14 protein-coding genes are annotated in these 12,573 nt (G+C 31.9%); 6 read left to right on the top strand and 8 right to left on the bottom strand.

Annotation, left to right across the window (positions count from 1 at the left end; all coding sequences use genetic code 11):
* The first annotated feature begins 103 nt into the window (after positions 1–103).
* Genes FLAK523_RS07960 through FLAK523_RS07935 form a run of 6 tightly spaced genes read left to right on the top strand, consistent with a single transcriptional unit; the run spans position 104 to position 5,124 of the window.
* Complete coding sequence (locus FLAK523_RS07960; RefSeq protein WP_248902374.1) at positions 104–763, top strand: TetR family transcriptional regulator C-terminal domain-containing protein; 660 nt, start codon at positions 104–106, stop codon at positions 761–763.
* Entirely contained in the window at positions 763–2,067 is a 1,305-nt protein-coding gene (locus FLAK523_RS07955; protein ID WP_248902372.1) for an AarF/ABC1/UbiB kinase family protein, read from the top strand. Before FLAK523_RS07960 ends, FLAK523_RS07955 begins: the two co-directional genes overlap by 1 nt.
* Complete coding sequence (locus FLAK523_RS07950) at positions 2,064–2,342, top strand: TIGR03643 family protein (RefSeq protein ID WP_248902370.1); 279 nt, start codon at positions 2,064–2,066, stop codon at positions 2,340–2,342. The genes FLAK523_RS07955 and FLAK523_RS07950 overlap by 4 nt, the downstream gene beginning before the upstream one ends.
* Positions 2,343–2,361: 19 nt before the next feature.
* Positions 2,362–3,045: an SDR family NAD(P)-dependent oxidoreductase gene (locus tag FLAK523_RS07945; RefSeq protein ID WP_248902368.1), complete on the top strand. Its 684-nt coding sequence runs from the start codon at positions 2,362–2,364 to the stop codon at positions 3,043–3,045.
* 30 nt (positions 3,046–3,075) lie between these two features.
* A complete protein-coding gene (gene folE / locus FLAK523_RS07940) occupies positions 3,076–3,687 on the top strand; it encodes a GTP cyclohydrolase I FolE (RefSeq protein WP_248902366.1) in 612 nt (203 codons plus the stop codon).
* Between the two features lie 18 nt (positions 3,688–3,705).
* Complete coding sequence (locus tag FLAK523_RS07935; RefSeq protein WP_248902359.1) at positions 3,706–5,124, top strand: SDR family oxidoreductase; 1,419 nt, start codon at positions 3,706–3,708, stop codon at positions 5,122–5,124.
* A 140-nt stretch (positions 5,125–5,264) separates the two neighbouring features.
* On the opposite strand, the gene FLAK523_RS07930 is transcribed toward FLAK523_RS07935, so the two are convergent.
* The 8 genes from FLAK523_RS07930 to FLAK523_RS07895 all read right to left on the bottom strand — a co-directional run bounded on the left by FLAK523_RS07930 (position 5,265) and on the right by FLAK523_RS07895 (position 12,476).
* Complete coding sequence (locus FLAK523_RS07930; RefSeq protein WP_248902358.1) at positions 5,265–6,560, bottom strand: deoxyribodipyrimidine photo-lyase; 1,296 nt, start codon at positions 6,558–6,560, stop codon at positions 5,265–5,267.
* Entirely contained in the window at positions 6,560–7,021 is a 462-nt protein-coding gene (locus tag FLAK523_RS07925; protein ID WP_248902357.1) for an SRPBCC family protein, read from the bottom strand. The genes FLAK523_RS07930 and FLAK523_RS07925 overlap by 1 nt, the downstream gene beginning before the upstream one ends.
* A 1-nt stretch (position 7,022) precedes the next feature.
* Positions 7,023–7,700: a lycopene cyclase domain-containing protein gene (locus tag FLAK523_RS07920; RefSeq protein ID WP_248902356.1), complete on the bottom strand. Its 678-nt coding sequence runs from the start codon at positions 7,698–7,700 to the stop codon at positions 7,023–7,025.
* 1 nt (position 7,701) lies between these two features.
* Positions 7,702–8,142 (bottom strand): sterol desaturase family protein, encoded by a 441-nt coding sequence (locus FLAK523_RS07915; RefSeq protein ID WP_248902355.1) that lies wholly within the window; start codon positions 8,140–8,142, stop codon positions 7,702–7,704.
* 27 nt (positions 8,143–8,169) lie between these two features.
* Positions 8,170–9,009 (bottom strand): phytoene/squalene synthase family protein, encoded by an 840-nt coding sequence (locus FLAK523_RS07910; protein WP_248902353.1) that lies wholly within the window; start codon positions 9,007–9,009, stop codon positions 8,170–8,172.
* A gap of 12 nt (positions 9,010–9,021) precedes the next feature.
* On the bottom strand, positions 9,022–10,482 hold the full coding sequence (locus FLAK523_RS07905; RefSeq protein WP_248902351.1) for an NAD(P)/FAD-dependent oxidoreductase: 1,461 nt from the start codon (positions 10,480–10,482) through the stop codon (positions 9,022–9,024).
* 35 nt (positions 10,483–10,517) lie between these two features.
* Positions 10,518–11,417: a MerR family transcriptional regulator gene (locus FLAK523_RS07900; protein WP_248902350.1), complete on the bottom strand. Its 900-nt coding sequence runs from the start codon at positions 11,415–11,417 to the stop codon at positions 10,518–10,520.
* A gap of 99 nt (positions 11,418–11,516) precedes the next feature.
* Positions 11,517–12,476, bottom strand: coding sequence for an ion channel (locus FLAK523_RS07895; protein WP_248902348.1), 960 nt, complete (start codon positions 12,474–12,476; stop codon positions 11,517–11,519).
* Positions 12,477–12,573: the final 97 nt, after the last annotated feature.

Genomic DNA, 12,573 nt, shown 5'->3' with positions numbered 1-12,573 from the left:
CAATTAAGCTTAACCAAAGATACGATAAATATTTTGTTTAACTTTAACAGTATTTCGTTAAACAGTTACTATCTTTATACATTCAAATTAATAAAAAGAAAAAATGGCAACTAAAAAAACCAAAATAACAAAAGACAAAATAGTTTCACTTTATATGGAATATACATTAAACCATAGTGAAAAGCCAAAATCAGTTTATTTATTCTCGAAAGAAAATAATTTTACTGAATCCGAATTCTATGATTTCTTTGGTACAATAGAAAGTATTGAAAAGGAAATTTTTAAAATATTTTTGGAAAAGACTGTCGAACTATTACATAAAGACCCTAATTACCCAGATTATGATATGAAGAGTAAAATGCTAAGTTTCTATTTTACTTTTTTTGAATTATTAACTGCTAACAGAAGTTATGTAAGTCAAAGTTTGAATACACATCAAAACCAACTTAAAAATCTAGCACAACTTTCTAGTTTACGCACAGCGTTTCTAGAATACGTTACGAATATCATTACTGATGAGTACCGAATCAAACAAGAAAAATTACAAAAAATGCAAGAAAAAGCATTGCAAGAAAGTTCTTGGATACAGTTATTAATGGCAATGAAGTTTTGGTTAGAAGACGATTCCGCTGGATTTGAAAAAACAGATATCTATATAGAAAAATCAGTGAAGCTAAGTTTCGAATTAATGAATCTAGCACCTATTGACAGCTTGATAGATTTTGGAAAATTTATGTTTAAAGAAAAAATACAAAAAAAATAATGAAAACTATAGATTACATACCCACCTCAAAAATTGAAAGAGCGACTAAACTAGTACAAACAGGTGCTAAAGTTGGCGTGAACTACTTGAAATACTATGGCGAGAAAATGGTCAATAGTGACTTAACTCGTGATAAATTAAATGAAGATAATGCGGAAGATATATACGATGGATTAAAAAGCTTAAAAGGTAGCGCACTGAAAGTAGCGCAAATGTTAAGTATGGATAAAAACTTCTTACCACAGGCTTATGTCGAGAAATTTTCATTATCACAGTTCTCAGTACCCCCTTTATCTGCTCCATTAGTTCTTAAAACCTTCAAATCTAATCTAGGTAAAACGCCTTATGAAATATTTGATGAGTTCAATGCCACTTCGATAAACGCAGCTAGTATTGGACAAGTACATTTAGCTGTAAAGGATGGAAAAAAACTGGCTGTGAAAATTCAATATCCAGGAGTTGCTAAAAGTATATCCTCTGATTTGGCACTGGTAAAACCCATCGCTGTTAGAATGTTTAATCTTCAAGGAAAAGACTCCGATAAATATTTTAAAGAAGTAGAGGATAAACTTATTGAAGAAACAAATTATTTACTGGAACTTGAGCAAAGTCAAGCTGTTGTATTAGCTTGTCAAAAAATAGACAATCTAGCTTTCCCTAACTATTATCCTGAATACTCTTCAGAGAAAATAATCACGATGGACTGGATGAGTGGCGTTCATTTATCTGAATATAAAAATACTGATCCAGAAATTGCTAATAAATTAGGACAAGCATTATGGGATTTTTATATGTACCAAATTCATATACTTAAAAAAGTCCATGCTGATCCACATCCTGGAAATTTTTTGGTCAATGAAAATATTGAATTGGTAGCACTGGATTTTGGATGTATGAAAACAATTCCAAACGATTTCTACATACCCTATTTTGAGCTAATCAACAAAGAAGTCATTAACAACCCTGAATTATTCAGTGCGAAATTATTTGAACTGGAAATTATAAGAAAAGAGGATACTAAAGAGGAAGTAACTTATTTCACAGCTATGTTTTATGATTTATTATCGCTGTTTACAAAACCATTTCAATCAGTAACTTTTGATTTTTCGGATGAAGAATTCTTTGAAAGTATAGCCAAATTAGGTGAGCGTTTTGCTAATGATACCAATCTTAAAAAAATGAATGGAAATAGAGGATCTAAACACTTTATTTATATGAACAGAACCTTTTTTGGGCTCTATAATTTAATGTTTGATTTGAAAGCTAAAATTGTTGTCAATGAATATCAAAAATATCATTTATGAAAATAATATTCAATGACATTGATAAAGATAGAATCATTGAAATGGCTTGGGAGGACCGAACGACATTTGATGCTATACTAATGCAATTTGGGTTAAAAGAACATGGAGTAATTGAATTAATGCGTACTGAAATGAAACCTTCCAGTTTTAGAATGTGGCGAGAACGCGTACAAGGCCGAAAAACAAAACATGAAAAACTTCGCGATTTTGATAAAGGCAGATTTAAATGTAGCAGACAAAGACAAATAAATAATAATAAAATTTCAAAAAGATAAATTCACATACCCTTTTAAAATGAAAAACATACTTATTATAGGCGGGAGTAAAGGAATAGGAAATGCTATTTTATTACAACAATTAGAGCAAAATAACATTTACAATATTAGTAGAAATGCGCCTAATGTTAGCCATCCTAACTTAACTCATTTCTCATTAGATGTTTTGAAAGACTCCTTGCCCAAAATTGAAGCTATTGACACACTTATATACTGCCCCGGTTCTATTAATCTAAAGCCAATAGGAAGTTTAAGCATTGACGATTTCAGAAACGACTTTGAAATTAATGTAATTGGAGCTGTAAAAGTCATTCAGGAATATTTACCTGTTTTAAAGAAAGGGACTAATCCATCAATCATCTTATTTAGTACTGTAGCAGCAAAACTTGGTATGCCATTTCATGCCAGTATAGCAACAGCCAAAGCAGGTGTAGAAGGATTAGTTAAATCGTTAGGAGCTGAATTGGCATCGGTAGTACGCATCAATGCCATTGCTCCTACGATTACCGAAACCTCACTTTCGGCAGGTATTTTACGCAATGACCGGATGAAAGAAAACATGATGGAACGACACCCTATGAAAGGATACTTAAAACCCGAAGAAGTCGCAGATATGGCTGACTTTTTAATGTCTCAAAAAGCAAAATCCATCTCCGGTCAAATCTTCGAAATGGATTACGGTATAGTAACCTTTAAAATATAATAACCTAGCTAAATTGCAATAACCAAGTGTATGATTAAAGAAATGAAGAATTACGAGAAAAAAGAACAATACAATGCTGAAACAACCGCTCTATTAGCAGAAAATTACAAAACAATAATATATGGTCTAGGTGAAGATATAACTAGAGAAGGCCTTGAGAAAACTCCTGAAAGAGCCGCTAAAGCGTTGCAGTTTTTAACCCATGGTTACGCTTTAGATCCTTTAGAAATATTAAAATCAGCATTATTTACCGAAAACCACAGCCAAATGATTGTTGTAAAAAACATTGAAGTATATTCAATGTGCGAGCACCATATGTTACCTTTTTTTGGAAAAGCACATATAGCTTATATACCAAATGGAAAAATTGTAGGGCTAAGTAAAATACCAAGAATTGTAGATGCATATTCTCGAAGAATGCAAGTGCAAGAACGTTTAACAGACCAAATAAAAAATTGCATTCAGGAAGCACTAGAACCATTAGGAGTCGCGGTAGTTATTGAAGCACAACATATGTGTATGCAAATGCGTGGTATTGAAAAACAAAATTCATTTACTACCACTTCCTCTTTTACAGGAGCATTTGAAAAAAACAAAACAAGAAAAGAGTTTATAAGTCTGATTTCAAATAAATTGAGTTAAATTTAAATAAAAAACAAAATGAAAATTCTCTTAACTGGGGCAACGGGCTACATTGGAAAACGGCTTTTACCAATTTTGGTAGCTAATGGGTATGAAATAATCTGTTGTGTCAGGGATAGGAACAGATTTAAAATTCCAAAAGGATTTGAAAAGAATATTAAAGTTATTGAAGTTGATTTTCTTAAGGAAGAAACTCTTTTAGAAATACCATCAGATATTGATGCCGCTTACTACCTCATCCATTCTATGTCTAGTTCATCGGACAACTATGATGAGTTAGAAAGCATTTCGGCAAATAATTTTGTGCAAAGAATAAATAAAACAAATGCCAAACAAGTAATTTATCTCACCGGGATTGTCAATGACGAATCTCTTTCTAAACATTTGTCTTCAAGAAAAAATGTAGAGGATATATTAAGTTCAGGGACTTATGTAATGACTGCACTAAGGGCTGGTATCATTGTTGGCTCCGGAAGTGCTTCCTTTGAAATCATTCGAGATTTAGTCAATAAACTTCCTATAATGATTACCCCAAAATGGCTCAATACAAAATGCCAACCTATTGCTATCAATGATGTTCTAGAGTTTTTATCAAAATCATTACTAAATCCCGTAACCTACAATCAAAACTTTGATATTGGCGGACCTGATATTCTGACTTATAAAGAAATGCTTTTGGCTTTCGCCAAAGCAAAAAACCTAAAACGATGGATTTTTACAATCCCAATAATGACCCCAAAACTATCCTCCTACTGGTTGTATTTCGTCACCTCTACTTCCTATAAACTAGCCAGTGCTTTAGTTAGTAGTATGAAAGTAGAAGTCGTTTGTAGAGATACTAAAATAAATGAATTACTTGATGTAAAACCCATGACTTATGAAATGGCATTATCCAGAGCATTACTCAAAGTAGAAGCAGATAATGTAGCATCAAGCTGGAAAGACTCACTAGTAAGCGGACGCTTTAAAACTAATATTTCTACCTATCTAAAAATCCCTAAAAAAGATTGTTTTATAGACCGAAGAAAAAAAGAAATCATAGACAGAGAATACACCATTAATAAAATTTGGTCAATAGGTGGAGAAACGGGATGGTATTACGGAGATTGGCTGTGGAATCTGCGTGGCTTTATTGATAAATTATATGGAGGCGTAGGATCCAGAAGAGGACGTACAAACAAACACAATATTAATCCTGGTGACTCACTTGATTTTTGGCGTGTGTTGTATTCCAATAAAGAAGAAGGGAAACTCATTCTTTTTGCTGAAATGAAACTCCCTGGCGAAGCTTGGTTAGAATTCAAAATCTTAGGAAACACACTTTATCAGTCGGCTACTTTTAGACCTCGAGGAATCTGGGGGAAATTATACTGGTATGCTGTTTTACCCTTTCACGGTTTTATTTTCAATGGAATGTTGAATAAATTGGTTAAATAGTTTCTTGAAAATATAAATAAGATTTAAACCATTAAAAAATTAAGCATCATTAATAACTAAATGAAACTTAATTTCTTAATAGTTAATTTTTTTACTACAATACAACATTTTTTTTCCTAAAACTTTTATGGTTCAAAAAATCATTTCAATATTCCTGCTTTATATGTAGCAATCGCTCTATCTCTTGCAAAAGCGTGATCAACCATTGGTTCTACATAATCCAAATCAAATTCAGGAATCCATTTTCGAATATAAATTCCTTTTCCGTCGAACTTTTTGAGTTGAATTTCGGGATTAAAAACCCTGAAATAAGGTGCGGCATCACAACCTGTTCCAGCAGCCCATTGCCAGTTCCCAACATTGGCAGACAAATCATAATCCAATAACTTCTCGGCAAAATAAGCTTCACCCCACTGCCACTGAATTAATAGATGTTTACATAAAAAACTCGCAACCACCATACGAACCCTATTGTGCATATAACCGGTTGCATTCAATTCACGCATTCCAGCATCAACCATAGGATATCCTGTAGTTCCGGAACACCATCTTTTAAAATCTTCTTCATTATTACGCCATTGAATACCGTCATAAGCGGCTTTAAAATTATGGGAAACCACTTTAGGAAAGCTAAAAAGTATTTGCATAAAAAACTCACGCCAAATTAACTCACTTAAAAAAACAGCATTCGTTTTAGCTGCCCAAGTAACTAATTTTCGAACACTAACGGTACCAAATCGCAAATGCGGTGACAAATAAGAAGTTGTATTTAATGCAGGAAAATCTCTGGTTTCGTGGTAAGAAGCAATCTGTGATAAATTATGTGGTTTTACTTTTATTACACTTTCTTCAAAACCTATTTCCTGTAAAGAAGGAAAGTTAAAAATTGCCTTATAGAAATTAGAAAATTGGTCTTCTGTACTGTACTTATGAAAACCTCCTAAATCTTTGTAATTTTCTAACCATTTATTTTTGTAAGGTGTATAAATGGTATACGGCAAGCCATCCGCTTTTGTAATTTCAAGTTCTTCAAAGATCACTTGATCTTTAAAACTATGCGAAGCCACATTATTTTCATCTAGAAAATTTGATATGGCGTTGTCCCGTTGTATAGCATACGGTTCATAATCTTTATTATAAAAAACTTCTTGTATATCATATTCCTCAAGAAGGTTTTGCCAAACAGCCTTAGTCCCTCCTTTTTTCACCAAAAGAGAACAGCCTATATTCTTCAAATCAGCATTGATTTTAGATATTGATTCGTGAATAAAACCAACTCTTGAATCATCTTTGTCTAAACTGTCCAGGATGTCTTCATCAAAAATGAATAACGGGATTACAGGATAGTTAGATTCTAAAGCATAAAACAGACCTACATTGTCTTCTAAACGTAAATCCCTACGAAACCAGAAAAATGAAACAGCAGGCTTATTCATTATTTCGAATTGAATAGTTCGTTTACCATTTTCTCTCTGTGTTCAAAAATAGCTTTTAGTTTATTTTTGACAATTAAAGTATTCATAATACGTCCAATAAAACCTAGTGGTAAGGCATAATGTATTAAATCAGTCATTTTTACACCCTTTTCTGTAGCTTCAAAGAAATGTTTATGGTGCCACAAAGCATAAGGTCCAAAACGTTGTACGTCTATAAAATAACTATTTTCTTTGACAAAAGTAATTTCGGTTACCCAAGGTAATTTGATGCCTAAAAGGGGCGAAACTTTGTATTGAATAATTTGACCAGCGTACATATTTTTACCATCAAAATCCGTGATTTGAAAACCCATTGTTTCGGGCGTGATTTTTTGAAGGTTTTTAGGGCTAGAGAAAAAAGTCCAACATTCCTCGAGACTTGCATTTATATGTTGAACAGATTCTTTTTTATAGAGTTTCATATTATTTTTTTTCGATTTTAGTTATCAAAACTAAACTTAGTAGTATCATAGTAAAGGCATATCCAATATCCTCAATTGGGATTGTTCCTAGTCTAATCCCTAAATTTTCACTGTCATTGTAATACACCACTGGTTCGTCAATAAAACTACCAGTAAGGATTCCGTTGACTAATGCAAATGGAATTAATATAATAAGGAATGTGATGAAAAAAGTATTCAAAACATCGGGAACTCTGAAAACCGTGTATGTTAACACAAGCAGCAGCAAGATGTAATTAACTGTCGTATATAATTTATCATAATGAAGTACAATTGTGGGTACAAGAAGAATCATTAGAACCCAATATATAGTTTTCACTATTTTATCTGATAAAGAAACCTTTGGATAAAAATAATGAAAAGCAAAATGAATAAAAATACTGGCATATGGAATACATATAAAAAACAACCATTCTTCGATGGGCAAATCAATAAATTCAATTCCAGAATGGTATCTGGGATTGAAGCTCCAAACCCCCATTTTTGTGAAAACAATATCCCAAAAAATAAATAATATCGAAGTAATGACTATCGCCGAAAAAACAGCTTTCCAACGTTTAATATATTTCATTTTGGTTTCGAAACTGTAAAGAAACGGAACTAAAAAGGAAGCGATATTTAAAAAAAAATACAAAGACATATTAAACTTTATAATATTTAAAAGGAACAAATAACATCCCAAAACACTCTCCTTCTTCTTTTCCTAAATGTTTGTGGTGCACTTTATGAGCTTTTCTTAAACCTATTAGGTATTTGTTTTTAGTGTTTTTAAACCACTTGAAACGCTGGTGTATTAAAACATCATGAATCATAAAATAGCAAAAACCGTAAGTGGTAATTCCTAATCCAATGAAGAATAAATAATTGATTCCGCCCTCAACACCGTAATAAAAAAGAACGATACTAGGAATGGCAAAAATCACAAAGAATATATCATTCCTTTCAAAAGGATGGGCATATTTAGGTTGGTGATGGTCCTCGTGAAAATACCACATTAAGCCGTGCATAATATACTTATGCGTGAGCCAAGTGACACATTCCATAAAGAGAAAAACGCCTAAAAATATTAAAAAAGAGATCATTTTTTTTTTGTTTAAAAGTACTAATTCCTATACTAAATTCAACTTATAAGTTACAAATGATTGTGCCAAAAGACCCGCTTTTGTATAATTAGAAACTCGGATTCTTGAATTTCCAATTTCGTGATAAGGTGTGTTTTTTAGTTTTTTTAGTAGTTTTTTATAATACACAAAGGCAGTATACACACCGAATTTAGCTTCGATTGGCAATTTTACTAAGCCTTTATAGGCAATAGCAAAATCGTCTTCGATTTCTTTTATAATGGCCGTTTTTACTTTTTCGTCAAACGAATTTAAATCAACCCCAGGAAAATAATTCCGATTTAAAACCAAATTATCATCTTTTAAATCACGAAGAAAATTTACTTTTTGGAATGCGGAACCCAATCGCATCGCTTCGTATTTTAACTGTTCATATCGATCTGTATTTCCTTTGACAAAAACCTTGAGACACATCAAACCTACAACATCGGCTGAACCATAAATGTATTCATTGTACTCTTCCTTATTGTTGTAATCTGACTTTATTAAATCCAGCTTCATACTTTTCAAGAAAGATTGAATTAAATCATCAGTGATATTATATTCTTTTACAGTATGCTGAAACGAGTTTAAAATAGGATTTAAACTAATTCCAGAATCAATAGCTTTATAATATTCTTTTTCGAAATCATCTATTAAATTTTCTTTATCGAAACCATGAAAAGAATCCACAATTTCATCAGCAAAGCGCACAAATCCATAAATACTGTATATTGCATTCCTTATGCTCGGAGAAAGCATATGTACCGCTAACGAGAACGAAGTACTATAGTTTTTTGTTACTAGTTTACTGCATTTAAAAGATACATCATCAAATAATTGTTTCATAATTGTGGTTCTTTAAATTACTTTTTCTATCAATTCGGATACTAATTTCCCAGAAATTAGTGCAGGAGGAACTCCAGGTCCGGGAACGGTTAATTGCCCCGTAAAATAGAGGTTCTTTACTTTTTTACTTTTTAATTTTGGTCTTAAAAAAGCCGTTTGTAGTAAGGTATTTGCCATTCCATAGGCATTACCTTTGTATGAATTGTATTGGGAAACAAAATCATTCTTGCAAAAGGATTCTTTAAATATGATATTATTTTTCACACTCTGATTTGTTAAACGCTCAAAACGATCAATGATTTTTTTAAAATATTCTTCTCTTAATGCTTCGGTATCTTCTATTCCCGGTGCTAAAGGAATTAAGAAAAAACCAGTTTCCATTCCCTCTGGCGCAGCAGTTTTATCTGTCAATGAAGGGAAATTAGCATAAAACAAAGGTTCTTTTGGCCATTGTGGCGCATCATAAATATCAGCAGCGTGTTGCTGGAAATCGACATCAAAAAATAATGCATGATGTGAGATATTTTCTATTTTCTTATTAAAACCAACATAAAACAATAATGAGGACGGTGCAAAAACACGACTTTCCCAATATTTTTCAGAATAGGCTCGATGTTCAATATCCAATAAAGTTTCTGTATGATGATAATCAGCACCGCTTAAAATAATATCAGAATCAATACGTTGTCCGTTAACAACAATTGCTTTGGCTGATTTATTTTCGACAATAATTTTTTCAATATTTGCATTAGTATGAAAAGTAACTCCTAATTCAATCGCTAAATTTTCCATTGCCTTAACCACATCAAACATTCCTGTTTTGGGATGCCAAGTCCCTAGACCAAAGTCGGCATAATTCATAAAACTATAGAATGAAGGTGTGTCTGATGGTTTTGCACCCAAAAACAAAACAGGAAATTCCAGAATTTGAATCAGTTTTTCGTTTTTGAATTTCTTTCGAATGTCTTTACTGATGTTGCTAAAAAACTGTCCCACTTTCATAGCTGTTTCCAGCGTGACCAATTCTAATGGAGAAACTCCCGGACGATACACTAATTCTTTGATGGCAATATTGTAATTACTTTGGGCTTCCATCATAAAATCATCTAAAATTTGTCCACTACCCTTTTCGATACTCTCGAAAGTAGTTTGGATTTCAGTAAGATTATCTGCAATAGCGATAAAGTCATCAACACCATAATATACGCGATAGGCTGGAGAAAGTTTTATGAGCTCGTAATAATCGGTGGTTTTTTTCCCAAAGTCTGCAAAAAAACGATCAAAAACATCAGGCATCCAGTACCAACTTGGTCCCATATCAAAAGTAAAACCTTCTTTTTTAAATTGTCTTGCTCTACCGCCTATGGAGGAATTTTTTTCATAAACAGTAACCTGATGGCCACTTTTTGCTAAATAGCAAGAAGCAGACAAAGCGGAGAACCCAGAACCTATTATTGTTATTATTTTTTTCATTTGTTTAACAAATATACTCAATCTTTAAACAAAAACTATTCTATATGATCCACTAATTGCGAAATTGAATTAAAAACCTGTATTTTATCAGAAAATTCGTCGCTAGAAATATATTCAACTTTACTACCTATATACCAAAGCTGAGTGCTTTCATCCCATAATTCTTGAATCATTTGGCTTACATAATCATTAACCGAGTCTATATCAGGTTTTATAGTCAAATAAGAGATGAATATAATGGAATCAAAATGTTTTTTTAAATCCATCAAATTCTCAATTGGCATACTTGCCCCTAAATAAATGGTTTTATACCCTTTTAATAAAGTTTCATAATTTAAATACATTAACCCTAGTTCATGTATTTCATTCATAGGAAGAGAGAGAACAAAAACCTTGTCATTATTACTAGGTTTTAACCCTTGAAGTTTTTCGATTTGTATCAATATTTTTTGTCTAATCAAATAACTGATAAAATGCTCGTGGGCAGGCGTTATAGTATCTGTTTGCCATAATATCCCTAGCTCTGTCATTAAAGGAATAAAGACTTGATAAAAGATTTCTTTAAAAGATTTCTCAGCTATCAACCAATTATAGGTGTTTAAAAACAACTCTTGGTCAAAATTCATCATTGCCATTTTAAAGGCACTAATGGCGTGGTTTTGTGAATTTATATTGGAAGTTATATCCTGAACGAGTTTTGGAATTGTTTCAGGTGGATACGTGGCGATTTTAGAAATTTTGTAACCGTGATCGTGTAATAATGTAATATTAAGCAGTTTTTGTAAACTAGCCAAATCATAATATCTAATATTAGTATCTGTTCGCATAGGTTCCAGAATATTATATCTTTTTTCCCAAATACGTATGGTATGCGCTTTAATTCCTGAAAGGTTTTCAAGATCTTTAATACTGAATATATTTTTTATATTGTTCATCAATTACTTATATTTAATAAACAAATGTAAATCAATTTAATATTATAAATAATGTTTACCACTAAATATACTCAAACAAAATAAAAATGGGTAATTATATTATAAAATAACTTCTTCAAATTTATTCAGTTTGTCCAGATGCAAAACTGTTTTGGAATTATCATTACTTCTGGCATACATAGGATTAAACTTAGCTCCATAAATGACCTCTTCAAAAGTATAAGAAGTACGAATCGCAACTGTGTTACTAAACATATCGTCAAAGGTTTTTATAAAGACCAAAATTTCACCGTTTACAGTACTAAAATCGGCTTTATTGAATTTAAATAGCGGACTTTCTTCAGTAATAGGATGAACTAATGTCCAGCTCAATGATAGCGAATTAACTTTTTCCAACTCTAAATCTAAGGCATAGAATTTATTTGTCATAATACCGTTTTCTTCAATACTCATACCCAATGTCATTTTAGCTTCGGCATCACTAAAGTTAGTGTTTTTAAAAGGAGCGGTACGAATCATTAAAGCTGTACCCTCACCATAAGGAGCAATCAATGCATTATGTGAAAATTTCAAAAAAGCTGTGGGTTTACTAAAACGTCCAAAAAATAAACCTGTAGCTATAGCAAAACTCAATAAACCAATTAAAGCTTCAGCAGCAGAGAGTGAACTGGCTAAAAAACCGCTTGGACTTATGTGACCATATCCAACGGTAGTAAAAGTTTGAGCACTAAAAAAATAAGCCTGACCAAATTGAACCCAGTGAGAATCGGAAGGCTCGATCCCGTTTAAGTATTCGAGACCAATTCCATAATAAATTGCGGCAAAAACAAAATTAATACCCACATAAAAAGATAAAACAATACCCATAAATTTCCAGGTAGACATATCAATCATAGTATGGTACCAACTGATGCGATGTAATACATGCATCCCTCGTTTTTCGATATTAGCAGTACCGTTTTTATTAATAAAACGACCTCCATAGCTACTGGAATTTGTACCAAAACCTGTATTTTTATCTGTTTTGGCTTTAAGGTTAATTCTTTCTAACAACGCCATATTTTTTTTAAATTAGTTATAAAGTAAAATTACCAAAAATCACATTATAAAAATCAATGTTTTACTCTTTTAAGAAAAAACTTAAATATTTAAAAAA

Source organism: Flavobacterium sp. K5-23 (assembly GCF_023278045.1).
In the GTDB taxonomy this organism is placed as follows: Bacteria; Bacteroidota; Bacteroidia; order Flavobacteriales; family Flavobacteriaceae; genus Flavobacterium.
Note: the sequence above shows the minus strand (reverse complement) of the source record. Positions and strands in the feature narration are given on the sequence as shown.